This is a genomic window from Cupriavidus sp. FW305-27 (genome assembly GCF_058787995.1).
In genome coordinates this window covers 49,761-76,672 of the sequence record NZ_JBYTAG010000032.1, presented here as the reverse complement: position 1 = coordinate 76,672, position 26,912 = coordinate 49,761, and the positions used below count along the sequence as shown (strand labels likewise).

General features: G+C 68.8%; 24 protein-coding genes. 11 read left to right on the top strand and 13 right to left on the bottom strand.

The window, feature by feature from the left end:
• Nucleotides 1–130: 130 nt before the first annotated feature.
• Complete coding sequence (locus AC3WRI_RS17125; protein ID WP_010810830.1) at nt 131–1,057, top strand: LysR substrate-binding domain-containing protein; 927 nt, start codon at nt 131–133, stop codon at nt 1,055–1,057.
• A 36-nt stretch (nt 1,058–1,093) separates the two neighbouring features.
• Here the strand turns inward: AC3WRI_RS17125 and AC3WRI_RS17120 are convergent, their stop codons facing one another.
• From AC3WRI_RS17120 to AC3WRI_RS17095, 6 genes are all read right to left on the bottom strand, one after another.
• Nucleotides 1,094–2,029, bottom strand: a complete 936-nt coding sequence (locus AC3WRI_RS17120; protein WP_011617774.1) for a BON domain-containing protein — start codon at nt 2,027–2,029, stop codon at nt 1,094–1,096.
• Nucleotides 2,030–2,327: 298 nt separating this feature from the next.
• Nucleotides 2,328–2,948, bottom strand: a complete 621-nt coding sequence (locus AC3WRI_RS17115) for an OB-fold protein (RefSeq protein WP_010810832.1) — start codon at nt 2,946–2,948, stop codon at nt 2,328–2,330.
• Between the two features lie 139 nt (nt 2,949–3,087).
• Nucleotides 3,088–4,473, bottom strand: a complete 1,386-nt coding sequence (locus AC3WRI_RS17110) for a hypothetical protein (protein WP_011617773.1) — start codon at nt 4,471–4,473, stop codon at nt 3,088–3,090.
• 8 nt (nt 4,474–4,481) lie between these two features.
• Nucleotides 4,482–5,270 carry a hypothetical protein gene (locus tag AC3WRI_RS17105; protein WP_010810834.1) on the bottom strand — a complete coding sequence of 263 codons (789 nt, stop codon included), beginning with the start codon at nt 5,268–5,270 and terminating at the stop codon, nt 4,482–4,484.
• A 74-nt stretch (nt 5,271–5,344) separates the two neighbouring features.
• Nucleotides 5,345–5,833, bottom strand: coding sequence for a putative periplasmic lipoprotein (locus tag AC3WRI_RS17100; protein ID WP_010810835.1), 489 nt, complete (start codon nt 5,831–5,833; stop codon nt 5,345–5,347).
• Entirely contained in the window at nt 5,817–6,539 is a 723-nt protein-coding gene (locus AC3WRI_RS17095) for a penicillin-binding protein activator LpoB (protein ID WP_231881464.1), read from the bottom strand. The genes AC3WRI_RS17100 and AC3WRI_RS17095 overlap by 17 nt, the downstream gene beginning before the upstream one ends.
• A gap of 282 nt (nt 6,540–6,821) precedes the next feature.
• Between AC3WRI_RS17095 and AC3WRI_RS17090 the strand changes: the two genes are divergently transcribed.
• Both AC3WRI_RS17090 and AC3WRI_RS17085 read left to right on the top strand, forming a co-directional pair.
• Nucleotides 6,822–7,496, top strand: a complete 675-nt coding sequence (locus AC3WRI_RS17090; RefSeq protein ID WP_010810837.1) for a response regulator — start codon at nt 6,822–6,824, stop codon at nt 7,494–7,496.
• A gap of 9 nt (nt 7,497–7,505) precedes the next feature.
• Nucleotides 7,506–9,392 (top strand): sensor histidine kinase, encoded by a 1,887-nt coding sequence (locus tag AC3WRI_RS17085; RefSeq protein WP_058697337.1) that lies wholly within the window; start codon nt 7,506–7,508, stop codon nt 9,390–9,392.
• A gap of 54 nt (nt 9,393–9,446) precedes the next feature.
• Here the strand turns inward: AC3WRI_RS17085 and AC3WRI_RS17080 are convergent, their stop codons facing one another.
• Nucleotides 9,447–10,667: an MFS transporter gene (locus AC3WRI_RS17080; RefSeq protein ID WP_492293657.1), complete on the bottom strand. Its 1,221-nt coding sequence runs from the start codon at nt 10,665–10,667 to the stop codon at nt 9,447–9,449.
• A gap of 106 nt (nt 10,668–10,773) precedes the next feature.
• On the opposite strand from AC3WRI_RS17080, the gene AC3WRI_RS17075 reads away from it, so the two are divergent.
• On the top strand, nt 10,774–11,796 hold the full coding sequence (locus tag AC3WRI_RS17075; protein WP_492293655.1) for a LysR family transcriptional regulator: 1,023 nt from the start codon (nt 10,774–10,776) through the stop codon (nt 11,794–11,796).
• Nucleotides 11,797–12,061: 265 nt separating this feature from the next.
• Nucleotides 12,062–14,011, top strand: a complete 1,950-nt coding sequence (locus tag AC3WRI_RS17070) for a methyl-accepting chemotaxis protein (protein WP_492293653.1) — start codon at nt 12,062–12,064, stop codon at nt 14,009–14,011.
• A gap of 15 nt (nt 14,012–14,026) precedes the next feature.
• Here AC3WRI_RS17070 and AC3WRI_RS17065 read toward each other — a convergent pair whose 3' ends face one another.
• Nucleotides 14,027–14,227 (bottom strand): DUF2905 domain-containing protein, encoded by a 201-nt coding sequence (locus AC3WRI_RS17065; protein ID WP_010810842.1) that lies wholly within the window; start codon nt 14,225–14,227, stop codon nt 14,027–14,029.
• Between the two features lie 469 nt (nt 14,228–14,696).
• Between AC3WRI_RS17065 and AC3WRI_RS17060 the strand changes: the two genes are divergently transcribed.
• On the top strand, nt 14,697–16,079 hold the full coding sequence (locus AC3WRI_RS17060) for an MFS transporter (protein WP_011617765.1): 1,383 nt from the start codon (nt 14,697–14,699) through the stop codon (nt 16,077–16,079).
• Here the strand turns inward: AC3WRI_RS17060 and AC3WRI_RS17055 are convergent.
• On the bottom strand, nt 16,073–17,026 hold the full coding sequence (locus AC3WRI_RS17055) for a LysR substrate-binding domain-containing protein (protein WP_011617764.1): 954 nt from the start codon (nt 17,024–17,026) through the stop codon (nt 16,073–16,075). The genes AC3WRI_RS17060 and AC3WRI_RS17055 overlap by 7 nt on opposite strands.
• Before the next feature lie 94 nt (nt 17,027–17,120).
• Between AC3WRI_RS17055 and pcaH the strand changes: the two genes are divergently transcribed.
• The 4 genes from pcaH (at nt 17,121) to pcaDC (ending at nt 21,105) form a co-directional block, all read left to right on the top strand.
• Nucleotides 17,121–17,822, top strand: a complete 702-nt coding sequence (gene pcaH / locus AC3WRI_RS17050; RefSeq protein ID WP_492293652.1) for a protocatechuate 3,4-dioxygenase subunit beta — start codon at nt 17,121–17,123, stop codon at nt 17,820–17,822.
• A 4-nt stretch (nt 17,823–17,826) separates the two neighbouring features.
• Nucleotides 17,827–18,396: a protocatechuate 3,4-dioxygenase subunit alpha gene (gene pcaG / locus AC3WRI_RS17045; protein WP_492293650.1), complete on the top strand. Its 570-nt coding sequence runs from the start codon at nt 17,827–17,829 to the stop codon at nt 18,394–18,396.
• Nucleotides 18,397–18,473: 77 nt separating this feature from the next.
• Entirely contained in the window at nt 18,474–19,859 is a 1,386-nt protein-coding gene (locus AC3WRI_RS17040) for a 3-carboxy-cis,cis-muconate cycloisomerase (RefSeq protein ID WP_492293648.1), read from the top strand.
• Nucleotides 19,860–19,929: 70 nt separating this feature from the next.
• The gene (gene pcaDC / locus AC3WRI_RS17035; RefSeq protein WP_492293646.1) at nt 19,930–21,105 is read left to right on the top strand and encodes a bifunctional 3-oxoadipate enol-lactonase/4-carboxymuconolactone decarboxylase PcaDC; all 1,176 of its coding nucleotides are present in this window, start codon (nt 19,930–19,932) and stop codon (nt 21,103–21,105) included.
• 4 nt (nt 21,106–21,109) lie between these two features.
• Here pcaDC and AC3WRI_RS17030 read toward each other — a convergent pair whose 3' ends face one another.
• Nucleotides 21,110–22,018, bottom strand: a complete 909-nt coding sequence (locus tag AC3WRI_RS17030; protein WP_011617760.1) for a helix-turn-helix domain-containing protein — start codon at nt 22,016–22,018, stop codon at nt 21,110–21,112.
• A 126-nt stretch (nt 22,019–22,144) separates the two neighbouring features.
• Here AC3WRI_RS17030 and pobA point away from each other — a divergent pair, with 126 nt between their 5' ends.
• On the top strand, nt 22,145–23,314 hold the full coding sequence (pobA, locus tag AC3WRI_RS17025) for a 4-hydroxybenzoate 3-monooxygenase (RefSeq protein ID WP_492293644.1): 1,170 nt from the start codon (nt 22,145–22,147) through the stop codon (nt 23,312–23,314).
• Nucleotides 23,315–23,439: 125 nt separating this feature from the next.
• Here the strand turns inward: pobA and cobA are convergent, their stop codons facing one another.
• Genes cobA through nirJ form a run of 3 tightly spaced genes read right to left on the bottom strand, consistent with a single transcriptional unit; the run spans nt 23,440 to nt 26,908 of the window.
• On the bottom strand, nt 23,440–24,213 hold the full coding sequence (cobA, locus tag AC3WRI_RS17020) for a uroporphyrinogen-III C-methyltransferase (protein WP_492293642.1): 774 nt from the start codon (nt 24,211–24,213) through the stop codon (nt 23,440–23,442).
• 35 nt (nt 24,214–24,248) lie between these two features.
• Nucleotides 24,249–25,748: a cytochrome D1 domain-containing protein gene (locus AC3WRI_RS17015; protein ID WP_492293640.1), complete on the bottom strand. Its 1,500-nt coding sequence runs from the start codon at nt 25,746–25,748 to the stop codon at nt 24,249–24,251.
• Nucleotides 25,745–26,908, bottom strand: coding sequence for a heme d1 biosynthesis radical SAM protein NirJ (gene nirJ, locus AC3WRI_RS17010; protein ID WP_010810853.1), 1,164 nt, complete (start codon nt 26,906–26,908; stop codon nt 25,745–25,747). The genes AC3WRI_RS17015 and nirJ overlap by 4 nt, the downstream gene beginning before the upstream one ends.
• Nucleotides 26,909–26,912 lie beyond the last annotated feature (4 nt).

Here is a 26,912-nt window from a genome sequence, read left to right as displayed (position 1 = left end):
GGTGGGCGCCATGGCTCGGGGGTCTCCTGTGGTGTCGGGAAAAAGCATACGGGCGGCGCACAGTTTCCCGCAATCGATGATTTTTTCAAATATCCTTGCGTAAAACGCAAACCAGCCCCCGGAGCCGCCCATGCTGTCGCATCGCCTGCAGGAAACCTCGCTGCGCTATTTCCTGGAGGTGATACGCAGCGGCTCGCTGACCGAGGCGGCGCAGCGGCTGAATGTCACCGTGTCGGCCGTGAGCCGCCAGGTCGGCGCGCTCGAAGCGTTGCTCGGCGTGCCGCTGTTCGACCGCCGGCCGCGTGGTATGGTGGCGAGTGCCGCCGGGGAGTTGCTGGCAGCTTATGCGCTGCGCGGCGCGCTGGAAGCCGATCGGGTGGTGTCAGAGATTGCCGCGCTGCAGGGCCTGCGCCGGGGCCGGGTGCGGGTGGCCAGCTCGGCGGGGTTTGCGATCGAGTTCCTGCCGCGCATCATTGCCGAATTCCGCCAGCGCTATCCGGGCCTGCAGTTCCATGTGCGCGTGGCGTCGCCGGCCGAGGTCACCGGCATCGTGCTGCATGGCGATGCGGACATCGGCATCACCTACAGCCGCGCCGCGGAGCAGGGCATCCGCGTGGAGCACCGGCAGCCCGCGCCGGTGATCGCCATCATGCGGCCGGACCATCCGCTGGCGCGCTTTCGCAGCGTCACGCTGGCGCAGATGCAGCCTTATCCCCTGGCGCTGCCGGAGGGCGACAACACCGTGCGCCAGCTGTTCGACATCGCTTGCGGCGAACGCGGGGTGGTGTTCGAGCCGGTGCTGGTGACCAACCACTTCGAGACCCTGACCAGCTTCGTGCTGCACGGTGGCGGGCTGTCGATCTCCGGCGCCGTCACCGTGGGCGACAGGTTGCGCCGCGGTGAACTGCACGCCGCCTCGATCCGGGAGCGCGGCATGCGCAGCCGCGCGGTCGAACTGCAGACGCTGGCCGGCCGCACATTGCCTGAGGGTGTGCGTGCGTTCCTGGGGTTTATCCGCGAACGGCTGGCGGCGGAGGTTGGCGTGGCGGGCGCCTAGGCCGATCTCGGCCTGGGGCCCCCGCCACCGTTGGCGTTATCCGCGCCAGGTGCTGCCGGTCACATCGCTGGTGCTGCGGGCTTCGGGGGCCTCGCGGCGCACGCGGATGTCGTTGTTGACTTCCTTGACGCCGTAGGTGCCGTCGGCCAGGTCTTCGATATAGAACTTCTGGCCGCGGTCGCGCACGGTGCCGGTCAATGACACCACGCCTTCGCTGACGTCGACGCTGACGTCGCTGACGTCAACGCCGCGAGCGTAGCTGAGCTGCTCGCAGATCTGGTCGCGGATGCGCTCGTCGCTGCGCTGGTAGCCGCGCGGGCCGGTGCGGCGTTCGGAGCTGCCGAACCAGTCGCCCACGGCTTCGCCGATGCGGCGGCCCAGGTTGTAGAGCACGCCATGCGAGCCTTCGCGCTCGTCATCGGGGCTGTCGGTTTCCCAGCCGCGGCGCTGCGCATATTCCCGGTAGCCCGGGCTGTGGCGCCGGATTTCATAGCGCTGCTTCTCTTCCCAGTCCTCGTGCGGGTCGACCCAGTAGCGGGTGTCACTGCGCAGGTCGCCGAAGTGGGTGTCATGGCCGCGCGTGCGCGGCGATTCACGCGGATCCCGTGCGCGTTCGGCGCTGCGGCGCCACTGGCGCTCGGCGTTGTCGTCGTCGCGTTGCCACGCCTGCGGGTCGCGCCATTCGCTGGCACGCTCCCAGCCATAGCCGCCGTTCAGGCCGTAGCGCAGGTTGCTGCCGTAACGCTCGCCGGACGGGTGTGCCGGGTACCTGCGGGCGCCGTACGCTTCGTTGAAATCCCGGTCCGGGCGGGCGGGGCCGCCGTAGCTGGTTTGGCCCGGGGCCATTTGCTGGCGCCGACGCCGCGCTTGCCAGCGCTCCTGTTCGGATTCAGGTTGCCAGTCATCGTCCTGCCATGCCTGGCGGCGTTGGCGCGCGTTGCGCGCATTGCGCTCATCGTAGTAGTAGCCCATGCTGTTTTCCTGACAGTGTGCGTGTGGCGCCATGTGCGGGCGCACATGCCGTGCGCGAACCGCTGGCGGGTAATCAGGAAGGGGCAAGATTCGTACCGTGTGGAGGGGGGTGCCCCGCGGACGGGGATTTGCGGCACTTTGGCGTGCGCTACCGTGCAACGGTTTCAGAGCTTGTAAGGGATGCAGGGCCGGACGGGCGTGCCGTGCCGCAGGATCCACATGGTGCGAGGCAGGGACGCCAGACGCGCAGCCTGGGGCGAGGCGGCCATACTGCCGCCCGTCGCCGCCTTTGGCTGGTTTACTTCGTGCTGCTGGTCTTGGTCGACTTTGTCGATTTGGTCGACTTGGTTGTCGTGGCTGCCTTGGCGGGAGCGGCCGCGCTGCCGGCAGCTGCCGTGGTATTGGCCGCTGATTCGATCTTCGACTTGCTGAACGCGAAATAGCATTCGGTATTGCTGCTGTTGGCCATTTCCGAATCGCGCGTGGCCAGCACGCCGGTGACGTTGACCTTGTCCCCGGTCTGCAGGTTGCTGATCTTCTTCTGGTTGACCATCAGCGCGTCGCGCATCAGCGCCTTGCCGGTGCACTGCGGATTGACCGAGTCCTTGAAGTAGACGGCGATGGTGTCGTCCGACTTGCCCAGGCCATCCACCTTGGTGATGCGGGAGACCGTACCCGATACCAGGATTGCCTGCGAATCCCACTTCTTCTTCGCGGTGATTTCGTTCTTCTTCCAGTCCGACCAGATATCGCCCAGCGAAGCCGGCTTCGGATCCGCCAGCATGCGGAAGTCGCCGCTCAGCACGTCGCCGGTGCCGTCGAGCACGCCGCTGATGGAGGACATTGCGCCGTCCATCGATTCACATCCCGCCAGCAACCCGGCCAGCGCCAGCCCTACCACCAGTTTTCCCGTCTTCATTCTGTTTTTCTCCAGATCCGCCAGCCCCGTCGGCTGACGACGAGGCATTGTAGCGTACAGGTTGCAAAATTCGACAGAACTGGCAAAAGCGCTCTAATTTCGGGGAAAAGTGGGAAATATCCCCCAAACGGGGGCTGTGCTACTGGCCGAACGGCAGGGCCAGCAGTTCGGTGCGCAGGACCGCGTTGGCGCGCTCGCGCCCGGACTCGACCGGCTCGGCCGGCCAGGGCGAGGGATTGGCCACGCCGCCATGCTCGGCATCGAAGGCGGAATATTCACGGCCCCAGGCCAGCGAGCATTCGCCATGGCGGCTTTGCAGCAGGGCAGAGCGCGGCTTGCCGCCGCCGCCAGGGGTGAACTGCACGGCCGGCGATGCCAGCGGCGCAGCCAGGCCTTGCAGGTAGACGATCTTGGGCAGCGATGCCCAGTAGCGGGTATCGGCCTCGGCATTGGCCGCCCTGGACATCGCCCCCGCGGCAAGGCTGATCAGCGAGCCGGCAGCCCCGGCTGCGCCCAGTCCCTGCGCCAGGCCGGCATTCCCACTGTTGGCTCCCGACAACGCAGCATTCACCAGGCCCGAGGACAGCGCTCCCGCGGCATCGGCAATGGTCGCGGTGTTTTCCTTGAAGACGGCTTTGCCATCCAGGATGCCCTGGATTGGCCGCCCGCCCCGGGTCAGCGCGACGCGGTCGAGGTCGGCGGCAGTGCCTGAGGCCATCGGCTTCACCGCCGATGCATAGGCGATGCGCGGCGTGCTGCCTGCCGCGCCTTGCGGCAGGAAGCCGAGGATGCTCCTGGTGTCGCCCAGCGTGACTTTCTCCGGGCCGATGCCAAGCTCGAACACGCTCAGGTGCCGCGGCAGCGTGCCGCGCGGCTGGGCGTAGAACGGCTCCGGTGCGTGCCTGGCCGCGCGCGCCGCCAGCTCAGCCGCGCGCGCGCTGTCGCCGGCGCATTGCGAGGCCCAGGCCGCCAGCCAGGCCATCAGCGCAAAGCCGCCCTGATCACCGTCATAGCGCTCGTATTGCCCGAACGCGTTCTGGATGTCGGCCTGCAGGAAGGCTGCGCGGGCGTTCTGGTAGTCGCCGGCGCTGGCATAGAGCAGGCCGCGGTAGTAGAAGGTCATGGCCCGTTCGTACGGTTCGCCCTTCCAGTCCTTGACGCTTTCGGCGGACCACAGCGACTTGGCTTGCTGTGCGTTGGGGTCGTCGGCATAGATGCGCAGGATGCGCGCCGCGGCCATGTCGAAGGCGCGCCCGGCCAGGCGCGGCTGGCCGGCCTCGATCGCGGCCAGGCCCAGCAGGTTCAAGTTGAGCACGGCATTCCACTCGCCTTCCATGTACAGCGTATGCAGGATGCGCTGGAGTTCGGCGGCTTTGTCGGCAACGAAGCGGTCGGCTTCGGCCGCCAGCCGCTTCTCTTCGCCGTCGAACCAGGCTGCCGCTCCCGGCAGGGGCGCGGCCAGCGCCAGCGCGGCCAGTGCGGCGGCGGTGCGCCGCATCCCCCGGGCAGTCTTGCGGATCCGCATTGCCGGCCTCAGCGGTGCTGTGCCAGCGGCGCGGCGGTTTCACGCAGATCGGCCAGCTCCTGTTCGCCGGGCAGTTGGTAGCGCACGTTCATGGTGAAGCCGATCGCCTGGCCCGGCTCCAGCACCACCCGCTGGAACGTGAACTTCTGCACCTGGTCCAGCCGCTCGTGCCGCATCGCCACCTGCTCATCGGATTTCGAATAGTTGTCCATCGCCAGCGTCACCAGCGACAGGAACGGCAGCCCGCTCAGTACGCCCTTGACCATGGTCTGGTCGGTGTACTTGTTGGCGCTGCCCAGCTTGACCAGTTCCAGCTCGGCGGGCAGCAGGTCATAGACCGTCAGGTCGCCGCGGAAGGCCTTGTCGCCGCGGTTGAAGGCCAGGAAGTGGATGGTGCGGTTGAACTCGTCGGGGTCCTTGCTGTGCAGGTCCAGCAGGATCTCGCGGCGGATGAAGTCGCCGCGGTGCAGTTCGCCCTTGATGAATTCGATCCTGGGCACGTCCTTGCGGTTGACCGCCAGCTGCCGCTTGACTTCGGCCTGGGTCACCATGCCATCTTCATACAGGGTGTAGACCAGCGGGGTCGAGGCCACCACGACCTTGCTGTTGCCGGGGGACACGGCCACGGTATCGCCCACGTTCAGGCTGGACAGGTCGGCCTTGCCGGCCATATCGGCGCGCACCTGGGGCGAGCTGTCGCCGCCGGTGCGGGTGGATTTCAGTGCCATCTGCGGGGCGGCGCAGCCGGCAAGGAGGACGGCGGCCAGGGTGGCCGCCAGCAAGGAAGGACGTGGCATGGAACAAGCTCCGGTCATGGCTGCAGAACGGGATGGATGTCAGGGGTGCCGGCAGGACCGGGCATAACGCATCGTCATGGGCGTGCTGGCCCGGGCAGCGCGGGGTAGAGCTGGCCCGGGCGGTAGGGCTGCTGCGCCCGCTGCGCGTCCAGGATTTCGAGCGCACCCGGCAATGAGCCGGCCATGACGGCGTGCTCGGCGTAGTCGAGCTGCGTGCGCGGCGGCAGCACCAGCGTGCGCCAGGCGCTGGGCGGCTCGGGGGCGGTGCCGCCTTGCTGCGGGCGGAAGCGGGTGCGTACCAGCAGCGCGACGTCGAATTCGGCGCAGTTGTAGAGGCCCGCACTGACGGAGCCAAGCCCGCTGGCGGTGCGTGCGATGCCAAGCTCGCGCACGCCGACCATGTCGGCCAGCTCCGGCGAGAGGAACGAGACGGGCAGGGCGGGGCGCTCATGCTGCTGCCGCCACGGCGTGCAGCCGCGATGGGCGGGGGGCGTGGTGGAGCAGCCAGCCAGCGCCAGCAGGCAGGCCGCCAGCGCGCCGGCGCGCCTACCGATAGACCACATCGTCGGCCGCGGCGCGCTGGAATTCATAGATGTTGCTCCAGACCAGCTCGCCCGATTCGACCTCGACCAGCTCGAAGGAGATCTGCATGTAGCGCTGCACCATGCCGGTGGCGGCGCTGCGGCTGTCGAGCGAGCCGATGCGCCCGGACAGGCTGTAGTCGGCACCGATGCGCGCGCGGGTCAGGCCCAGCGTGCCGGCATCGGTGGCGCCGCTGCGCTTGGCCTGGCGCTCGCGTTCGACCAGGGCAGTCTGCGCGCTGACGAACTGGATGCGGGATTGCGCGGCGCGGTTCAGGCTGACCCGCAGCCGGTCCACGATCAGTTGCCGGTCCAGCGGCTGTGAGCTGTCGTTGATGAAGTTGGCGCTGTCCAGGGCGATGCGCGGGCGCTTGCCATCCTTGCCCGGCGCAAAACGCGGCTGCGCCAGGATGTCGCGCATCATCTGGTCAGCCATGGCCACGATGTCGTGACCGTCCAGGCCGACGCCGGACACCGGGCCCTTGCGGCTGACGTCCAGCTCCATGGCGGCCACGCCGGCCGTGTTCGGTGCGGTGGCCAGGCAACCGGCCAGCAACGCCGCCAGCCCGCACGCGGCCATCCCGGCAGCCAGCCGCACCGCGGCCGTTGCCGGGATGGCGCCTGCGGGCTCCCCCCTTGCATGCCCGATTTCCCGTGCGGCCGGTGTGCCGGCTGTCTTATGTGTCACGGTGGTCTTCCCCGTATTCCCGCTTGTTTGCCTGTCTTGTTGCCCGCACTGCCGGCTGCGGCCGATTGGGCTGTTTTGCCGGATCATAGGGGCAGGTGGATTCAGGCGCCTCCCCAGAATATGGGATGGGAAACCGCGGCAGACTGTGCGATGGGTGGGGGCGGCGGCGTTTACCCTGAGGGAGGCCGCGCGGCCGTCCCTGGCGCGGACGGATATGTCAGAATCCGCCGTCGTGCCCGGCGCAACGGGCGGCACAACGGCATGGCTCGGGAAGAGACAGGCATGGCAAGCACAACTAGTGTCCTGATCGTGGAGGATGACCCGGCGGCGCTGAGCCGCCTGGTGCAGGCCGTCGAGATGCATGCGCCGGCCACCGTGGTGGCAGGCTGCACCGCCAGCGCGGCGGAGGCCCTGGCCTGGCTGGCGCAGCACCAGCCCGACGTGCTGCTGTGCGACCTCGGCCTGCCGGACGGCAGCGGCATCGACGTGATCCGCGCCGCGCGCGAACGTTATCCCGCCTGCGACTGCATGGTGGTCACGGTGTTCGGCGACGACCAGCACGTGCTGGCCAGCATCGAGGCGGGCGCCATCGGCTACCTGCTCAAGGACGAAACCACGGACCGCATCGCCGCCTCCATCGGCGAACTGCGCGCGGGCGGCTCGCCGATGAGCCCGCTGATCGCGCGGCAGGTGGTGAACCGGCTGCGCGGCGCGCCGGCAGAGGCGGTTGCGCGCGATGCCGCGGCCACCGGCGCCGTGGTGCTGTCGGTGCGCGAGAACGAGATCCTGGACCTGATCTCGCGCGGCTATACCTATGCCGAGACTGCCCGCTATCTGGGGCTGAGCGTGCATACCGTGCAATCGCACATCAAGAACATCTACGGCAAGCTGGCAGTGCGCTCGCGCGGCGAGGCCGTGTTCGAGGCGGCCAAGCTGGGCCTGCTCAAGTCCTTGTGACCCCACCCCATGCTGCATCGGCCGCGCCACCTCCGGATCGTGCTTGTCGTGCTGCTGGCATGGGCCTGCCTGATGCTGTCCGGCGTGGCGGCAGCCGCGGGCACGATGGAACTGGCCGCGGCCACGCGCTCGGCCACGCTGACCGACGGCACGGTGCTGCCGGCGCGCCCGCTGACGCTGCCTGACTACTGGGACCGGGAGCAGCCGGGCAAGTCCGGCACGCTGGCCTACGAACTGCGCTTTGACCGCAACTGGCCCGCGGCTGACCCCGGGGGGCTGTTCGTGCCATGGGCCGGCGGCAGCTACGAGGTACGCCTCAATGGCGTGCTGATCGCCGCCGGCGGGCGCCTGGACGCACCCTCGTCGGCGCTGGCCAAGCGCCCCTACTACGTGGCCGTGCCGCCCGAGCTGGCGCGCGCGCACGGCAACCTGCTGCGCATCACCGTGGCGGCGCGCGCCTATGCGCGCTCGGGCCTGCTGCCGGTGACGGTGGGTCCGGCCGCTGAAGTGCGCGCGCAGTTCGAGCAGGCCTTCCGCCTGCGCGTGGTCGGCCCGCTGATTGCGGCGGTGCTCAGTGTCGTGCTGGGCGGCCTCGCGCTGCTGATCTGGTGGCGCCAGCGCGATCCGCTGTTCGGCCTGTACGGGCTGGCCGAGGTCGCCTGGAGCGTGCGCCTGCTCGACTACTTTGTCGATGACCTGGCGATTCCCGCGGAGCTGCGCAGCTATATCGTCGCCGCCGCGCGCGAGGTGTTCCTGGGCGCCATCGCCCGCTTCTGCCTGCTGGTGATCCGCGTGCCGTGGCGCTGGCTGCACCGCACCCTCAACGCCTACCTGTGGCTGGCGCTGCCGGTGGTCGCGCCGCTGGCCGCGATGTCGAGCCACCCGATGGTCTTTCCGCTGAGCTGGCTGGTCAAGGTGGGCATCATCCTGACCGTGGCCGGCGCGATGGTATGGGGCGCATTGCGCCGGCCCAGCCGCGAGGCGACGCTGCTGGCCGCCACCGTGGGCGTGTCGGCGTTGCTGTTCCTGGCGGACTGGATCAAGGTCTGGCTGACCGGCGACTACTACTGGGTCCATTCCATGACCCGCTATGTGTCGGTGCCGTTCAGCGTGGTGATGGCGTGGATGCTGGTGGAGCGCTACACCAGCGCGGTGCAGAGCCTGCAGGACGCCAACCAGGTGCTGACCGAGCGCGTCGCGCAGCGCGAGGCGCAGCTGCGCGCGGCCTTCGCGCGCACGCAGAAGATCGCCGCCGAGGAGACCGCGCTGCGCGAGCGCGGCCGCATCCTGCGCGACATGCACGATGGCCTGGGCAGCCAGCTTGTCACCACGATCTCGATGCTGGAATCCGGCAAGGCCAGCTCCCCGGAAATCGCCGTGCAGGTCCGGCACGCCCTGGATTCGCTGAAGCTTTCCATCGACGCCATGCAGGACACCGGCGGCGACCTGGCGGCAGTGCTGGGCAACCTGCGCTACCGCCTGGGTCCGCGCATCGCCGATGGGGGTCTCGACATCCACTGGGAGGTCGAGCGCCTGCCCGCGCTGGCGCATTTCACCGCGCGCAAGGTGCAGGAGCTGCAATACCTGCTGCTCGAAGGCATCACCAACGTGCTGCAGCACGCGCGGGCAACCGCCCTTACCGTGACCGCCCACGCGGACATGGACGCGCAGGTGATCCGGATCACGCTGGCCGACAACGGCCGCGGCTTCGACACCGGGGCCACGCGCGGCGGGCGCGGGCTGCGCAACATGCAGGTGCGCGCGGCGGCCATCGGCGGGCGCTTGCAGATCCGGTCGGCGCCGGGCAGTACGGCGCTGACGGTGGAGGTTCCGCTGGCGCCGGGAGACGGCGAGGAGGCCGGCACGGACGGGGAGGGGCTCGCGCCCGTCGCGTAGAGGTCCGGGCGGCCTGGGCGCGAAGGCTCTGCATGCCAGGCCGGGAGCTGGCGCTCAGCGCGCGCCACGCCGCGGCGTCAGCCGCACGGCCAGCGCAGCCAGCGCGGCGGCGCTCGCCAGCGCAGCCACGCCGGTCCAGCCGAAACGCGCCAGTGCCAGGCTGCCGAGCGCGGCGCCGACGGCCATGCCGGTGAACATGCAGACGAACAGCACGGCATTCAGGCGGCTGCGCGCGCCCGGATCGATGCCATAGACGATGGTCTGGTGCGCGACCAGGGCGATCTGGACACCGAGGTCGAACCCGATGGCGCTGGCGCCGATCAGCCACAACTGCGCATGCGGCGATACCAGCGGGGTCAGCAGCATGGCGGCAAACGACAGCGCCGCCAGTGCCGCGCCCAGCCGGGTCACCCGCTCCGGCCCGCTGCGGTCGGCAAGGCGCCCGGCAAGCGGCGCGCCCAGCGCGCCGGCGGCGCCGGCCAGGCCGAACGCCCCCGCGGCCTCGCTGCCGAGATGGAATGGTGCGCCATGCAGCATCACTGCCAGCGTGGACCAGAACGCGCTGAAGCCCACCGACAGCAGCCCCTGCGCCAGGGCCGCGCGGCGCAAGGCGCCATGCTCGCGCCACAGGGCCGCCAGCGAGGCCAGCAGCGCACCATACGGCAGCACCGTGGTGGGCGTGAAGCGCGGCAACTGGCGCCGGGCAACCAGCGCGACCGCCGCGATGCTGGCCGCCGCAATCATGAACATGGCGCGCCAGCCGAAGTGCGCGGCGACGAAGCCGCTCACCACCCGCGACAGCAGGATGCCCAGCAGCAATCCGGTCATGACTGTCCCGACCACCTTGCCGCGCTGCGCCGCGGGCGCCAGCGCCGCTGCAGCGGGCACGATGTCCTGGGCCATGGTGGCGGCCAGGCCCACCACCAGGCTGGATACCAGCAAGGCGCCAATGCCGGGCGCCAGGCCCGCCAGCAGCAAGGCGCCGACCAGCGCCACTGCCTTGGCCACGATGATGCGGCGGCGGTCATAGCGGTCGCCCAGCGGCGCCAGCAGCAGGATGCCCAGCGCATAGCCGAGCTGCGTCAGGGTCGGGATGGCGCCGGTTGCCGAATCGGAGGCATGCAGGTCGGGTGCCATCACCCCGAGCATGGGCTGGCTGTAGTACAGCGAGGCGACTGACAGGCCCGCGCCGACGGCAAGCAGCAGCACCAGGCGTCCCGGCAGGGGCGGGCTGGCAATGGTGGCGGCGGATGGGGTGGCGGGAACAGAGGACATATCGAGGTTGCGAGATCCGCAGGCAGGTTTGGATGGCTCGAAGTGTTGTCCACGCGGGCCGATTCTGGTAGACGTGCGGGATGAACAATGGTTATACGAGATGCGTATGAAACGCCAGCCAGCATCGCAGCGAACCACCACCATGCAGGGCAGGGCAGCCGCCCGCGGCGCCACCAGCGCCGACCGCATCGAGCTGTTGCAGACCTTTGTGCGCATCGTCGAGGCCGGCAGCCTTTCGATGGCGGCAGCGCAGCTGCAGACGACCCAGCCCACCGTCAGCCGGCGCCTGCAGACGCTGGAGCGGCTGCTCGGCGTGCGCCTGCTGCAGCGCTCCACGCATGCGATGAAGCTGACCGAGGACGGCGAGCGCTGCTATGAGCGTGCCAAGGAACTGGTGGCCGACTGGACCATGTTCGAGGCCGACGTGCGCGGGGTCGGGCATGCGCCGGCCGGCACGTTGCGCGTGGTGGTGCCGCACGCTTTCGGGCAGGAGCTGCTGGTCGGCCCGCTGGCCGGCTACCTGCAGCAGTACCCCGAAGTCTCGGTGGAATGGCTGCTGCATGACCGCACCCCGGATTTCATCGCCGAGGCCATCGATTGCGCGATCCATGTGGGCGAAGTGCATGAACCCGGCGTGGTGGCGGTGCGGCTCGCCGACGTGCCGCGCGCGGTCATTGCCGCACCGTCGCTGTTTGAGGGTAAGCCGCTGCCACGCCGGCCGGAAGACCTGGAGGACCTGCCATGGCTGGCGCTGCGCACCTTCTATCGCAATGAGGTCGTGCTGCAGAACACGCAGACGCTGGCGCGACAAGGCATCGCATTCCAGCCGCGCATGAGCACGGACAGCCTCTATGCGCTGCATTCGGCGACCCGGCTGGGGCTGGGCGTTGCCGTCGGCTCGGCCTGGATCTTTGCCGATGACATTGCCAGCGGCAGGCTGCTGCACCTGCTGCCGCAGTGGCAGGCCGATCCCTTGCCGATCTATCTGGTCTACCCCTATGCGCGCTTCTATCCGGCGAAGCTCAGGTTGTTTGTCGAAGCCATGCGGCAAGCCATTCCCACGCCGGGCATGGTCGGGAGCCCGGGCCCGCGCCGGCGCGAGCGCGGCGAGCGGACCCGTCGCGCATGAGCTTGCTCAGGGAGGCGCCGAAGACGACGCCGTCAAGGGCACAAGGCCGGACAGGCCGCCGTCACCCCTTGCCCGATGCCCCACACGTCTTCGGTGCACGCGGGCAGGCAGCGGTGCCGACGCTGCCCGTAACCCGTGCTTTCTGCCCCACTTCAGCGCGTTTTCTGCACTGGATTTGCGCATCATCAAGACCTTCGAAATTCGTGCTTCAGGCCTGCAAATCAAGGCCGATAGGAGGAAAACCAAGCCAAGTTCCGCGACCGCCATGACTCCCATTTTCCTTCCCGCCGAGCGCCTGATGGCGCGCCTGAATATCAACCGCAAGCTCGCGCTGATCGCCGTGCTGTTCCTGGTGCCGCTATGCGGCGCGATGTATGTGGTGCTGAGCGATGCGGCGCGATCGATCCGCACCACCGGCGATGAAGTGCGGGGGCTCACCGTGGTCGGGCATGCGCTCGACTTCATGCGCGAGACCCAGGTCCGGCGCGGCGCCGCCAATGCGGTGTTGTCGGGCAATGCGGCCTTTCGCGCCACCTTCGATGGGGCCGACAACAAGGCCGCGGCTAGCCTGGCGGGGCTGACGCGCAGCATCGCGGAGAATCCTGCTTTCGAACTCGGGGCCGGGGCGCGCAAGCTGGAGCAGGACTGGCAGCATCTGCGCGGGCTTGGCCTGGACACCATGGCCGGGCCGCTGTTCGAGCGCCACAGCGCACTGGTGCGGCAGACGCAGGCGTTTATCGGCGACGTGGCTGAGCGCTCGCAACTGGCGCTGGACAGCGAAGCGGGCTCCTACTACCTGATCAACCTGCTGGTGGGCCCGATGCCGCGCCTGGCCGAACTGAGCGCGCTGGCGCGCGGCCGCGGGGCCGGCATCATCGCGCAGGGCGGCTATGCCGATGCCGCGCAGCAGGCGGGTCTGGGCGCGCTCGCCGAGCAGATCCACGAGGGGCTGGAAACGGTGCGGCGCGACATCGCGCGCGTCGGGAACGCGGCACCGGCGTACCGGCCGCGCATCGGCGCCGCGCTGGCGCGACTCGCCGCGATGGACAATTTCCATCGCACGCTCAAGGTCCGGATGCTGGGCGCGACCGGCATCGACATCGATGCCAAGACTTACTTCGACGAGGCCACCGCCGCCATCGAAGGCGTGGCGGCCGCCAACAAGGCGTTTGCCGAGGTCGCGGGCGCCATGCTGGCACAGCGTGTGGCGAAGCAGGAAAGGCAGTTCGTGTTACTGGCGGGCATTGCGCTGGTGACCGTGGCCGCCGCGTTCTACCTGTTCATCGGCTTCAGCCGCGGCACGCGCGGCGACGTGCGGCAGGTGGCGGAGATGGTCGAACGCATCAACGCGGGCGACCTGACCCTGCGCATCGCGGTGCGCGGGCGCGATGAACTGAGCGAGATCAAGCGGCACCTGCTGTCGCTGGTGGACAGTTGGCGCGCGCTGATCGGCGACACCAAGGCCGGCGCACACAACGTGCTGGCGGCGGCGGGCGATATCGCGCAGGGCAATATCGACCTGTCGCAGCGCACCGAGGAGCAGGCCTCGTCGCTGGAGCAGACCGCGGCCAGCATGGAGCAGCTGACGGCCACCGTGCAGCAGAACGCCAGCAATGCCGGCCAGGCCAGCGAGCTGGCGCGCGAGGCGTCTGACGTGGCGCGCGCCGGCGGCGACGCGGTCGGGCGCATGCAGCAGACCATGCAGGAGATCGAGGCCGATTCGCGGCGCATCGTCGACATCATCGCGGTGATCGACGGCATTGCCTTCCAGACCAATATCCTGGCGCTGAATGCGGCGGTGGAGGCCGCGCGCGCGGGCGAGGCCGGCCGCGGCTTTGCGGTGGTGGCGACCGAAGTGCGCGGGCTGGCGCAGCGCGCCGGCAGCTCGGCCAAGGAGATCCGCACGCTGATCTCGCAATCGGCGCAGCGCGTGGCGTCGGGCAACACGCTGGCGCTGGACGTTGCCGCGACCATGGAGAACACCGTTGCCGCCATCGGCCGCGTGACGGCGATGATGGATGAGATCAGCCATGCCTCGCGCGAGCAGAGCAGCGGCATCGCCCAGGTCAACCAGGCGGTGACGCAGATGGACCAGGTCACGCAGCAGAACGCCGCGCTGGTGGAGGAGGCCGCCGCGGCGGCGCAGTCGCTGCAGGAGCAGGCGCTGCATATGCAGCGGGCGGTGGCGGTGTTCCGGACCGAGGCGCAAGCCTAGTCCGCCACGCAGTGCTCAGCGCCGGAAGATCCAGATCACGACCGACACCAGCACCGACACCAGGATGCAGGTCGTGATCGGAAAGTAGAAGCTGAACCCGTCCCGGACGATATGGATATCGCCGGGCAGCCGCCCGAGCGGCAGCTTCGACAGCCAGGGCCAGGCAGCTGCGGCTGCGATCAGCAGGCAGCCAAGGATGAGAAGCAGGCGTTGCATGATCGGATGGATTTGTTCGGGCCGGCGGCTTGTGGCGCCGCGTGTCCTGAGACATTGGACAGGCACGGCACCGCAGGATTGCATCGGCTCGGCGCACCGGGGCCAGGGACTATAGGTCGCGGGTTTCGGAATGTAAATTGAGAGTTGGCGCTGTTTGCATGAAATTTGGTTATACCGCCGAAATACCGCAAGGCTAGTCTGATAGTAGATTTCACGAACAGTTCGTTTTCTGATAGAAAGCACTGTTCCCTGATCCAGATGTTCAATCTGGTTCCAAAAAAATGGCGCGTTCCGGTGAAATCCACATGCTGGACGGCCAATTTCCCGCCGGGTTAACGCTAATTCTGAGTCGCAATGCCCGTTGCCTAAGATTCCGTTCAATTGGAGAACAGCGGTTCGCCATTAGAACAAAATCGCATGTCCGGCCTGCAGGATGGCTAGTGCGATTTCCAGGAAAACGGAGACAGCAGTGCAACATCCCACCCAAACGAAGGGCGGCGTCACGGACGTCCAGGCCCTGATCGACGGACAGCGATTCACTGGGTACCAGTGGCTCATTCTTGTGCTGTGCTTCCTGATCGTTGCCATTGACGGTTTCGATACCGCCGCAATCGGATATATCGCGCCGGCGCTGGTGCAGGACTGGGGGATCGAGAAAGCCGCCCTCGGGCCCGTCATGAGCGCGGCCCTGTTCGGTCTTGCTTTCGGTGCGATCTTCGCCGGTCCGCTGGCTGATCGGGTCGGCCGCAAGAAGGTGCTGGTGCTGTCCGTCTTCTTCTTTGGCGCCTGCAGTCTCGCCACCGCGTTTGCGCCCACGCTGGGCTGGCTCACGGTCTGGCGCTTCCTGACCGGCCTTGGCCTGGGCGCCGCCATGCCCAATGCCGTGACGCTGACATCAGAGTTCGCGCCGCAACGCCGCCGTGCCGTGCTCGTGAACACCATGTTCTGCGGCTTTCCGCTTGGTTCCGCGGCCGGCGGCTTTGTCGCCGCCGCGATGATCCCGCACTTCGGCTGGCACAGCGTGCTGCTGCTTGGCGGCATCGTGCCGCTTGCGCTCGCGCTGTTGCTGGTGGCGCTGCTGCCGGAGTCCGTGCGCTACATGGTCCTGCGCAACTATCCTGCCACCCAGATCCGCAACGTGCTGCGACGCGTGACTGGCGCAGACCTGTCCAGGGCCAACAACTTCATCATCGGCGAGCAGGCCCCTGCGACCCGATCCGCCATCGGCACCGTGCTGGCGCCCGGCTATCGCCTGGGCTCGGCGATGCTATGGTCCACTTACTTCATGGGCCTCGTCATCTTCTACCTGCTGACGAGCTGGATGCCGACGCTGATGAAGGACGCCGGTTTCTCGATCCAGCACGCGTCATTCCTGACGGCGCTGTTTCCGCTCGGTGGCGGCATCGGCACCATCGCGGCCGGCTGGTTCATGGACCGCTTCAATCCGAACAAGGTCATCGCCATCACCTATGCTGCAACCGGCGTACTGATCTACGCAGTGGGCCACGGCACCGGCAGCCAGGTGCTGCTGGGCGTACTGATCTTCCTCGCCGGTACGGCCATGAACGGCGCCCAGTCTTCGATGCCTTCGCTGGCCGCGGCCTTTTACCCGACGCAGGGCCGTGCTACCGGCGTTGCCTGGATGCTTGGCATCGGCCGCTTCGGCGGCATCACCGGCGCGCTGCTCGGTGCTGAACTGCTGCGCCTGCACCTGGGCTTCGACACGATTTTTACGCTGCTTACCGTGCCGGCATTCCTTGCCGCCGGTGCACTGCTGGTGAAGCATTTCAGCAGCCGGCCTGCGGGTGCCGCCGACTCAGTCAATGGCGGCGCAAGCGTCGCAAGTCACTGAGCGGAAGCAGGCTGGGCCGCGGCGCGAATGCAGTTTGCCAACGCCTCGGCCATCGGCGTGAGCGTGCGGTCGCCGTGCCGCAGCAGGCCGATCGGTTCCTCGGTGCCCTGCGTATCGATTGGCAGGAGTACCAGATCTCCCTCGGACACCGCGCGCCTGGTTGCGGAGAGCGGCGCTGCCCACACGCTGTCACTCTGCCGGGCCAGCAGGCGTCCGAGATAGGCATCCGAGGTTTCCACGCATCCGCCCGGCAGGGGCAGGCCGTGCCGGGCGAGCAGGCTTTCCGTGTTGTGGCGGGGAATCGAGCCCGCGGCCGGAATCACCAGCGGCCATGCCAGCGCGTCCACCAGCGTTGGCCGCGATACGGCGGCGAGGGGATGCCCGGGGCGAACCGCCAGAGCCAGCGAGTCCTGGCCCAGGGACTCGAACCACAGGCTCTCCATGGCCACCGGGTCATCCATGCGGCCAATGACCAGGTCGAGCACATCCGCCTTGAGTTGGTCGATGAGGTTGCGGTTCATGCCGGTCTGCACGGCAAGGCCGACCTCGGGATGCGCGGCGCGGAAACGCAGCAGGGCGTCGGTCAGCACGGCCGGCACCACGCTCGGCAGCGCACCCAGCCGGATGCGCTCCTGCGGCAGCGCATCCGCGCCGGCCATGCTGTCCGCCGCGGCATCGATATCCGCGAGGATGCGCAGGGCGTGGCGCAGGAAGCGCGTGCCGGCGGTGGTCAGTTCGGTGCCGGCCCGCTGCCGCACCAGCAGGCGGGTGCCGGCCAGCTCCTCGAGCTCGCTCAGTGTCTTGGAGACGGCCGGCTGGGTCAGGCCCAGGCGTTCGGCCGCACGGCCCAGGTGCTGGGTCTGCGACACCGCCACGAAACAATAGAGGTGCCGCAGCCGCACGCGATTGCGGAAGATTTCGAGTGCGGGAGGGGCCTGTGGTTTCATGCCTAAAAGTTATCGTATTTAACAGTAATCTTAATTTACATGACTTTATGTGTTGTTTAAAGTCAAACCATTCCAACGACGAGGAGACTGCCCGATGACCCGTCTTGCCCAGTACCGCCGTCCCTACTGGGACACCCAGCCCGAATACCGCTTCGACCCCTATGCCTCGACGCAGAAGCGCTCGCCGGCCCAGCCGCTGATTGCGCTGCCGCAGTCGCTGTCTGAAGTGACCGGTCCCACCTTTGGCGCTGAGTTCGTCCGCGAAGGTGATAACGACCTCACCGTCGGCAACGGCGGCGAGCCCATCGGCGAGCGCATCCTCGTGACCGGCCGTGTGCTGGACGAGAATGGCAGGCCGGTGCCGAACGCGCTGATCGAGGTGTGGCAGGCCAATGCGGCCGGCCGCTACGTGCACAAGCGCGACCAGCATGATGCGCCGCTCGACCCGCATTTCTCGGGCGAGGGCCGCACCGTCACCGATACCAGCGGGCGCTACCAGTTCAAGACCATCAAGCCCGGCGCCTATCCCTGGCGCAACCACCACAATGCCTGGCGGCCGCAGCATATCCACTTCTCGCTGTTCGGCAACGCCTACGCCACGCGGCTGGTGACGCAGATGTATTTCCCCGGCGATCCGCTGTTGCCGTTCGATCCGATTTTCAACTGCGTGCCGGACGAAAAGGCGCGCGACCGGCTTGTGGCCAGCCTCGACTGGGAGACGACCCAGCCCGAATACGCGCTCGGCTACCATTTCGATATCGTGCTGCGTGGCCGCGATGCCACGCCGATGGAGTAAGACCATGCTCTACGCCACCGCATCCCAGACCGTCGGCCCTTATCTCCATATCGGCCTGAGCGGCCTGAACTTCGCCGACCTGACCGCCAGCGCGCCGGAACTGGCTGGCCAGCGCATCGTGATCGAAGGCCGCGTGACCGACGCCGACGGCGAGCCCGTGCCGGACGGCATGGTCGAGATCTGGCAGGCCAACCCCGCCGGCCGCTACCGCCACCCCGACGATGCGCGCGAGCTGCCGCTGGTGCCCGGCTTTACCGGCTTCGGCCGCGTGCCGACCGAGGCCGACGGCTCGTTCCGCTTTGTCACCGTCAAGCCCGGCACCGTGCCCGGCCCGGACGGCCGGCCGCAGGCGCCGCACATCATGGTGTCGGTGTTCATGCGCGGGCTGGTCAAGCATGTCGCCACGCGCATGTACTTCCCGGACGAAGCGGCCGCCAATGCCGCCGATGCCGTGCTGGCGCTGGTCCCCGCCGAGCGCCGCGGCACGCTGATTGCCAGCGATGCCGGCAACGGCACGCTGCGCTGGGATGTGGCGCTGCAGGGGCAGGGCGAGACGGTGTTCTTCGATATCTGAGGCACTCGCTGCCGGCAACAGACGCATAATCGGGTGGCCGTCGATGTCACGGCCACTCACGCTACCCATCGCCCCCAATGCCAACCGCTGCGCGTCTTACCGATCCCATGTCCGGCAGCCCGGCCGTGCTGGACATTTTCTCCGACGCCGGCACGGTGCAGCGCATGCTTGCCGTGGAGGCCGCGCTCGCGCGCGCCGAAGCGGACAGCGGCGTGATCCCTGCCGCGGCCGCGGCCGTGATCTCCGACGTCTGCCGCGATCCCGGCATCATTGACCGCGACGCGCTTGCGCAAGCCGCAGTCGCTGCCGGCAATCTCGCGATTCCCTTCGTCAGGCAACTGACCGCCGCCGTGGCCGCGCGCGATGCCGAGGCGGCGCGCTTTGTCCACTGGGGCGCCACCAGCCAGGACATCATCGACACCGCACTGGTGCTCCAGGCCGGCGACGCGCTGCGCGCGCTGGATGCCGACCTGGTGCGCCTGGGCGAAGCCTGCGCCGCGCTGGCTTCGGCGCATCGGGCCACGCCGATGGTCGCCCGCACCTGGCTTCAGCATGCACTGCCAGCCAGCTTCGGCCTCAAGGCCGCGGGCTGGCTTGATGCGCTGCGCCGCGATCTCGGCCGTCTCGATGCTACCCGCGCCCAGGCCCGCGCGCTGCAGTTCGGCGGCGCCGCCGGCACGCTCGCCAGCCTTGGCCAGGCCGCGCCCGCGGTGACCGCCGCGCTGGCCCGCGAACTGGACCTGGCCGCGCCCGTGCTGCCGTGGCACGCGCATCGCGACCGCATGGCCGAGGTTGCCACCACGCTGGGCATGCTGACCGGCACGCTCGGCAAGATGGCGCGCGATATCTCGCTGATGATGCAGACCGAGGTGGCGGAAGTGGCCGAGCCGTCTGGCCCCGGCCGCGGCGGCTCCAGCACCATGCCGCACAAGCGCAACCCGGTCGGCTGCGCGGCGGTGCTGACGGCCGCGGTGCGCGTGCCCCCGCTGGTGGCGACGATGCTGGCGGGCATGGTGCAGGAACATGAACGCGCCCTGGGCGGCTGGCAGGCAGAGTGGGACACGCTGCCGCAGATCGTGACGCTGGCCGCCGGCGCGCTGCGCCAGATGGGCGAGGTCGTGGCGGGGCTGCAGGTCGATGCGGCGCGCATGCGTGCCAACCTCGGCCTGACCCATGGCCTGATCCTCGGCGAGGCGGCGATGCTTGAACTTGGCAGCAGGATCGGCAGGCTGCCGGCGCACCATCTGGTGGAACGCGCCTCGCAGCGTGCCGTCGCCGACGGCACCAGCCTGCGTGACGCGCTGGCCCGCACGCTGCAATCCGATCCGGCGCATGCCCGCCTGCTCGATGACGCCGCGCTGGATCGCCTTGCCGACCCCGCCAACTACGCGGGCCAGTCAGCGGCCTTTGCGGACGCTGCCGTGCAGGCCTGGCAATCCGCACTGGTGGCGCGCCAGTCCTGAGACTGCCCTGAGCCCGGAACTACCGCGATGCGCCGGCCACGCCGCCGGCCGCGCACCCAAGGAGACTGCATTGCCCTACCTCGACCACGCCGGCGCCCGGCTCTTCTACACCGTTGACGGCCCCGAGTCCGCGCCGGCCATCTTCTTCTCGAACTCGCTCGGCACCGACCACACCATGTGGGAGCCGCAGGCTGCCGCGCTGGCCGGTCGCTATCGCGTGGTGCGCTACGACACCCGCGGCCACGGCCGCTCGACCGCGCCGGGCGATGCCTTTACCGTGGCGCAGCTCGGGCAGGACGTCATCGCCATCCTGGATGCGCTGGGGATCGGGCAGGCGGTGTTCTGTGGCCTGTCGATGGGCGGGCTCACCGGGATGTGGCTGGGCATCCATGCGCCGCAGCGGTTCTCGCATATCGTGCTGGCCAATACCGCCGCGAAGATCGGCAATGCCGACGGCTGGAATACCCGCATCGAGACCGTACGGCGCGAAGGCATGGCCGTGATGGTCGCGCCTTCGGTCGAGCGCTGGTTCACGCCGGAGTTTGCCGCCACGGCCGAGCGCGCGCTGGACGGCCTGCGCGATGTGCTGGCCGGGCTCGCTCCGCGCGGCTATGCGGCCAGTTGCGCGGCCGTGCGCGACGCCGATTTCCGCGAGTCGGTCGCATCGATCCAGGTGCCGGTGCTGGTCATCGCCGGCAGCCAGGACCCGTCGACCCCTGCGCAGGAAGGCCGCGCGCTGGCCGACGCGATTCCCGGCGCCCGCTTTGTCGAACTGCCCGCCGCGCATATTTCCAGCTTCGAGCAGCCCGGCCGCTTCACGGCGGCGCTGCTCGATTTCGTGCGCGGCCGGCTGCCGGTGACCGACGACCATGCGCGCTACGACGCCGGCCTTGCCGTGCGGCGCGAGGTGCTGGGCAGCGCGCACGTGGACCGTTCGCTCGCGCGGCTGACCCCGCTCAACGAGGAATTCCAGCACCTCATCACGCGCTATGCCTGGGGTGAGATCTGGACGCGCGAAGGCCTGCCGCGGCATACGCGCAGCCTGCTGACGATCGCCATGATGGTGGCGCTGAACCGCGCCGAGGAGCTGAAGCTCCATCTGCGCGCCGCCGCCAACAACGGCGTGACGCGCGACGAGATCAAGGAGGTCTTGCTGCAGGCCGCGATCTATTGCGGCGTGCCGGCGGCGAACTCGGCATTTCATCTGGCCGAGGAGGTGTTCGCCGAAATCGACCAGGCAGGCTGAGCGGTCAGCCCGCCGCATCCGCGGGCGGTGGCATCGCAAATGCCGGCAGCCGCGCACGCCCCGACTGCCGGAACTCAGTCGGCGCCTGTCCTACCAGCCGTGCAAAGAAGCGCGAGAAGTAGGCCGCGTCAGCGAACCCGAGCGACAGGGCGATGTGCTTGACCTCCAGGTCGCTGAACAGCAGGTCGCGCTGCGCCTCGGCCAGTACGCGCGCGTGGATCATCTGCAGGGCCGACTGCCCGCAAGCCTGGCGGCACACGCGGTTGAGCTGCGTGGGTGTGATGCCGATGGCGCTTGCATAGTGCGTGATGTCCTTGTGCTCACGATAGTCGGATTCGAGCAACTGCTGGAACAGCCGGAAATGCCGCGCGGGCCGGCTGTCGCTGCGCGCCGCGGCCGGCGCGGCGGCATTGGCCAGCCGCGCGATGCCGATCAGCAGCAGCGTCAGCAACGCCGACAGCGACGCCCCGCGCCAGGCGGACACGGTTTCCATCTCGCCGCGAACCAGTGCCAGCGTATCGGCCAGCGGGTGGCCCCGGCGCACGCGGTCGTGGCGCGGATCGGCGAACAGCGGTAGCGCATCCGGCACACCCGCCAGCAGCGTGCGCAGGTGGCTGTCGGTCATGGTCACGACCATGCCGTCGGTATCCGGCGTGAAGACAAAGCCGTGGATGTGCCGTGGCGGCATCGTCACCAGCGAGCCGCTGCGCAGCCGTTCGCGCCGCTCCTCCAGCAAGGCTTCGCCGGCGCCTGAGTGAATGTACAGAATTTGCAGGAAGCGATCATGCCGATGGGGCTTGATCTCCCATCCGTGCAGGCGGCTGCGTGCGGCAATGGATTCGAAATGGAGCTGGTTTTCCAGCAGTTCCGAGGGATTGATGCCATACAGAGAGTACGTCGGGACAGGTTTCACGGTGGCTTAGGTGTTTACCATCGATGTTCCGATTGTCCTGTCATTGGTTCGATCTGTCCATTCCTTGGCGGGTCTCCGCCGACTATCTTTAGCGGCAGAAGACCGATAACCACAAGGAGACAAGACATGCGCACCCAGGTTGCCATCATCGGCGCCGGCCCGGCCGGCCTGCTGCTCGGCCAGTTGCTGACACGCGCCGGCATCGACAACATCATCATCGAACAACGCAGTCCCGAATACGTGCTTGGCCGCATCCGCGCGGGCATCCTGGAGAGCGTCACCGTCGACGCGCTGGAACGCGCCGGCGTGGCCGGGCGGCTGCATGCGGAAGGCCTGGTCCACCACAGCATCGCCCTGTCGTACGGCGGGCAGCGTCACCATATCGACCTGCATGCGCTGATCGGGCGCAGCGTCACGGTGTACGGGCAGACCGAGGTCACGCGCGACCTGATGGATGCGCGCCGCGCCGATGACACCCCCACCGTCTATGAAGCGCAGGAGGTGAGCGTGCACGGTTTCGACGGCAGCACGCCGTCCGTGCGCTATCGCAAGGATGGGGCCATGCACGAGGTGGCCTGCGACTACATCGCCGGCTGCGACGGTTTTCACGGCATCTGCCGCGAGAGCGTGCCGGCCGCGGCGCGGCAGGTGTTCGAGCGGGTCTATCCGTTCGGCTGGCTGGGGCTGTTGTCGGAGACGCCCCCCGTTGCCGATGAGCTGGTCTATGCCAGCCATGAGCGCGGCTTCGCGCTGTGCAGCATGCGTTCGCGCCACCGCAGCCGCTATTACGTGCAGGTGGCGGCTAGCGAGCGCGTGGAAGACTGGTCAGACGAGCGCTTCTGGCAGGAGCTGCGCAGCCGGCTCGATCCGCAGACGGCAAGCGCGCTGGTGACCGGGCCCAGCATCGAGAAGAGCATTGCGCCGCTGCGCAGCTTTGTGTCCGAGCCGATGCGTTTTGGCCGGCTGTTCCTGGCGGGCGACGCGGCGCATATCGTGCCGCCTACCGGGGCCAAGGGGTTGAACCTGGCGGCCAGTGATGTGCTGGCGTTGTCCGAAGGCTTTGAAGCCCGTTACCGCCGTGCCGATGCCAGCGGCCTCGATGGCTATTCCGCGCGTTGCCTGCAGCGCGTGTGGAAGGCCGAGCGCTTCTCGTGGTGGATGACTTCGCTGTTGCACCGGTTCCCGGATGCGGATGCGTTCTCGTTGCGGATGCAGCGGGCGGAGCTGGATTATGTGGTGGGGTCGGAGGCTGCGTCGCGGGTGCTGGCGGAGAATTATGTGGGATTACCGTATTGAGGTGAGTGCACTGCGCGATTGCTGACGGCATCCGCATGCTGCGGGTTTGCTCCCCCTCCCGCAAGCGGGAGTGGGAGCACACAATCGGGTCGCCGGAACTCGGTAGAACTTGCTGGCAGCCGACGCTACGCGGCCAGCGAGCCAGCGTCCGGCACGATCGCGTGCACCGCTTGCAGCGTGTCTGCAACCACCCCACCCACCAGCATCACGGCCGGGCTGGCCAGCCCCGCCGCGAGCGCTTCGGCGAGCGTGCCGAGCGTGCCGGTCCAGCTGCGTGCCTGCTCGCTGCCGGCATGCATCACCACTGCCGCCGGCATGTCGCTGCGCATGCCCGCCGCCAGCAAGCCGTCGCGGATCGCCGCGAGCCGGCTCATGCCCATATAGATCACGAGCGTGGTGCCGCCACGCACCAGCGCCTGCCAGTCGGGCGAGCCGTGCGCGCTGGTATGGCCGGTTACGAAGGTCACGCCGTGGCAGTGCGCGCGGTGCGTCAGCGCAATCCCCAGTGCCTGCGCGGCGGCGATGCCGCTGCTGATGCCATTGACGATCTCGACGGCCACGCCGTGGCCGCGCAGGAAGGCGGCTTCTTCGCCGCCGCGCCCGAACAGCAGCGGATCGCCACCCTTGACGCGCGCCACGCTGCGGCCGGCCAGCGCGTGCTGCAGCGTCACCTTCTGGATGCGTTCCTGGCTGACCGAGCAGCGCCCGCCGCGCTTGCCGACCCACTCAACATGGGTGCCGGGGCTGGCATAGCAGGACATCTCCGGCGCGATCAGGTCATCGACCAGCCAGACCTCGGCCGCGGCCAGCGCGCGCATGGCGCGTACCGTGACCAGGTCCGGGCTACCCGGGCCGACGCCGACCAGCCAGACCTTGCCGGGTTTCAGGGGTGGATTCATCTCGGGCTCCTGCGATCGGGCATCACCACGCCGGCTCAGTGGCTGGTGCCGGCCGAGCGCGTGGTCTTGTTGAAGACGTTGTACTTGCCGATGGGCTTGTCCATCGGCAGGCGCCTGACCTCCTGCAAGGTGGCCGCGTCGTACACCACGATGGCGCCGTCGCGCTCCATCAGGCTGACCAGCGCGTAGCGCCCGTCGCGCGTGAATTCGACGTGGGCAGCGGTGCGCCCCGCGCTCGGAGTAACGCTGCCGACCACCCGCAGGCTTTGCTTGTCGATCACCTGCAGCGTGTCGCGCCTCGGGCTCATCATGGCATCGGCCCAGGCGTAGGGGGTGTTTTCATGGCTGCGCAGGAAGAAGCCCGGACCGTTGGTCGGCACGGTGGCGACCGTGTGCCAGTCCTGCATGTCGATCACCGTGATGCGCCCTTGCCCGAGGTCGGGCGAGGCCATCACCTCACGTCCGTCGCGCTGCCAGGTGATGCCGCTGCCCAGGTGCGGCATGCCGCCAAGCGATAGCGCCGCGACCTTTCGACCCTGCTGCAGGTCGATCACCTGGCCGCCACCCTTGCGCGAGGCGCCCAGGATATGGCGATAGGGTTGGTCGAAGAAGAAGTCGTCGAGCACATCGTCCAGCACCACCACGCGAGGTGCCAGCGCCGGCAGCGGCGCACCGGCCGCATCGGCGTACGGAATCTCCCAGACCTCGGCGATATCCTTCAGCGCGGCAATAAAGCTGTGGCGCGGCGCGGCGTCGTAGACGGCGGAGACGCGCGAGGCCTCGCCATTGCGCCCCTTCACGTCGATCACCCGCGCCAGCGACAGGTCTTCGGCATTGAGCAGCACCAGCGTGCGCGGCAGCGTATTGCCGGCCAGCACCCAGCGGCCATCATCGCTGACGGCGATGTTGCGCGTGTTCACGCCGACCCGGATCTCCGCCACATAGGCCAGGTTCCACAGGTCGTACTTGCTGACCCAGCCATCGCGGCTGGCCAGGTAGACATAGCGGCCGTCGCGGCTGAACTTGGGGCCGCCGCGCAGCGCAAAACGGGTGGCAAAGCGATGGACCGGTGCCAGCCGGTCCCCGTCGAGCACGGTCATATGATGGCTGCCGGCCTCCACCACCACGAACAGGTTCTGCGGATCGGCGCCGAACAGCGGCCGCGCCGGCAGGCTGCCGGGGGCGTGGTGGACGATATGGCTGGCGCGGATGGCCTGCGCGTTCCATTGCGGCGTGGCTGCGGGTGCCGTGCGCAGCCAGCGCGCCAGGGCCTGCAAGTCGGGCTCGGCCAGCGTGCCGGCGAATGCCGGCATCTGCGTGGCGGCGCGGCCAGCGTGCAGCACCTGGTCAAGTTCGCTGGCGCGCAGGCGTTCCAGGCTTTCCGGCAGCAGCGCGGGGCCCATGGCGCCGAGGCGGTCCGCGCCATGGCAGGCGGCGCAGTGCTGGCTGTAGAGCGCCGCGGGGTCGGCGGCCATGGCGGCTTGCGTGGCGCAGGCAAAGGCCAGGCCGACCAGCCATCGGAGCACGGTCTTCATGCCGCCACCTCCGTGCCCGGCGCATGCGCGATCTCGGCATCGCTCAGGTAGCAGCCCGGGTCTTCCGCCCAGGCGTTGCCTGTCAGCGCAAAGGCGCGCACCCGGGTATTGCCGTTGCAGATGGCGCGATATGCGCAGCCCGCGCAACGCCCCTGCAGCGGACGCGGCGTGCTGGCCAGGCCCGCCATCAGCGGATCGGCGCGGCTGGCCCAGATCTCGCCGAACGGCCGCTCGCGCACATTGCCCACGGTCACGTGCCACCACATCGTGTCGGGATGGACATTGCCGAGGTTGTCGATATTGGCCACGCCGACCCCGGTGGCGTTGCCGCCCCAGTGTTCCAGCCGCTGGCGCATATCCACCAGGCGATGCGGCAAGCGCCTGGCGATCCAGTACAGCAGGTACACGCCATCCGCATCGTTGTTGCCGGTGACGAAGTCGCCCGCATGGCCCTGCTGCGTGCGCTGCCAGACGTGGTCGAACAGCCAGTCGAGCGCGGCGCGGGTGCGCGCATGGTGCGCGTCTTCGGCGCGATGGCTGCGTGCACGGCCAGCATAGTTGAAGTGCGACAGGTAGAACTTGTCGATGCCCTCATGCTCGGTCAGCGCCACCAGGTCGGGCAGTTGCGCCGCGTTGGCTTCGGTCAGCGTCATGCGCACGCCCACGCGCAGGCCGGCCGCACGCGCGGCGCGCAGGCCCGCCAGCGCCTGCGCAAAGGCGCCGTCGCTGCGGCGGAAGCGGTCGTGCGTGGCGGGCAGGCCGTCCAGGCTGACGCCGACGTAGTCGAAGCCCGCTGCCGCTAGCCGCGCGGCATGCCCCGCATCGAGCAGCGTGCCGTTGGACGACAGCGACAGGTGGAAGCCGAGTGCGCGCGCCCGTGCGGCAATCTCGTAGAGGTCCGGCCGCAGCAGCGGTTCGCCCCCGGACAGGATCAGCGCGGGCACGCGCGCATCGCGCAACTGGTCGAGCACGCGCAGCGCCTCGGCGGTATCCAGCTCGCCCTTGAAGTCCGTGTCGGCGGAGGTTGCATAGCAGTGCCGGCAGTTGAGGTTGCAGCGGCGGATCAGGTTCCAGATCACCACCGGGCCGGCGGGCTTGCGCGGCGGCGGCACCGGGCCGGCATCGCGCAGGGCTTCCATGAAGCGGGACAGGCGGAACATGGGC

Excerpts from the sequence above, each read along its gene's own strand:
- AC3WRI_RS17125 (WP_010810830.1), top strand. The coding sequence starts at position 131 with ATGCTGTCGCATCGCCTGCAGGAAACCTCGCTGCGCTATTTCCTGGAG.
- AC3WRI_RS17120 (WP_011617774.1), bottom strand. The coding sequence starts at position 2,029 with ATGGGCTACTACTACGATGAGCGCAATGCGCGCAACGCGCGCCAACGC.
- AC3WRI_RS17115 (WP_010810832.1), bottom strand. The coding sequence starts at position 2,948 with ATGAAGACGGGAAAACTGGTGGTAGGGCTGGCGCTGGCCGGGTTGCTG.
- AC3WRI_RS17110 (WP_011617773.1), bottom strand. The coding sequence starts at position 4,473 with ATGCGGATCCGCAAGACTGCCCGGGGGATGCGGCGCACCGCCGCCGCA.
- AC3WRI_RS17105 (WP_010810834.1), bottom strand. The coding sequence starts at position 5,270 with ATGCCACGTCCTTCCTTGCTGGCGGCCACCCTGGCCGCCGTCCTCCTT.
- AC3WRI_RS17100 (WP_010810835.1), bottom strand. The coding sequence starts at position 5,833 with ATGTGGTCTATCGGTAGGCGCGCCGGCGCGCTGGCGGCCTGCCTGCTG.
- AC3WRI_RS17090 (WP_010810837.1), top strand. The coding sequence starts at position 6,822 with ATGGCAAGCACAACTAGTGTCCTGATCGTGGAGGATGACCCGGCGGCG.
- AC3WRI_RS17085 (WP_058697337.1), top strand. The coding sequence starts at position 7,506 with ATGCTGCATCGGCCGCGCCACCTCCGGATCGTGCTTGTCGTGCTGCTG.
- AC3WRI_RS17080 (WP_492293657.1), bottom strand. The coding sequence starts at position 10,667 with ATGTCCTCTGTTCCCGCCACCCCATCCGCCGCCACCATTGCCAGCCCG.
- AC3WRI_RS17075 (WP_492293655.1), top strand. The coding sequence starts at position 10,774 with ATGAAACGCCAGCCAGCATCGCAGCGAACCACCACCATGCAGGGCAGG.
- AC3WRI_RS17070 (WP_492293653.1), top strand. The coding sequence starts at position 12,062 with ATGACTCCCATTTTCCTTCCCGCCGAGCGCCTGATGGCGCGCCTGAAT.
- AC3WRI_RS17065 (WP_010810842.1), bottom strand. The coding sequence starts at position 14,227 with ATGCAACGCCTGCTTCTCATCCTTGGCTGCCTGCTGATCGCAGCCGCA.
- AC3WRI_RS17055 (WP_011617764.1), bottom strand. The coding sequence starts at position 17,026 with ATGAAACCACAGGCCCCTCCCGCACTCGAAATCTTCCGCAATCGCGTG.
- pcaH (WP_492293652.1), top strand. The coding sequence starts at position 17,121 with ATGACCCGTCTTGCCCAGTACCGCCGTCCCTACTGGGACACCCAGCCC.
- pcaG (WP_492293650.1), top strand. The coding sequence starts at position 17,827 with ATGCTCTACGCCACCGCATCCCAGACCGTCGGCCCTTATCTCCATATC.
- AC3WRI_RS17040 (WP_492293648.1), top strand. The coding sequence starts at position 18,474 with ATGCCAACCGCTGCGCGTCTTACCGATCCCATGTCCGGCAGCCCGGCC.
- pobA (WP_492293644.1), top strand. The coding sequence starts at position 22,145 with ATGCGCACCCAGGTTGCCATCATCGGCGCCGGCCCGGCCGGCCTGCTG.
- cobA (WP_492293642.1), bottom strand. The coding sequence starts at position 24,213 with ATGAATCCACCCCTGAAACCCGGCAAGGTCTGGCTGGTCGGCGTCGGC.
- AC3WRI_RS17015 (WP_492293640.1), bottom strand. The coding sequence starts at position 25,748 with ATGAAGACCGTGCTCCGATGGCTGGTCGGCCTGGCCTTTGCCTGCGCC.
- nirJ (WP_010810853.1), bottom strand. The coding sequence starts at position 26,908 with ATGTTCCGCCTGTCCCGCTTCATGGAAGCCCTGCGCGATGCCGGCCCG.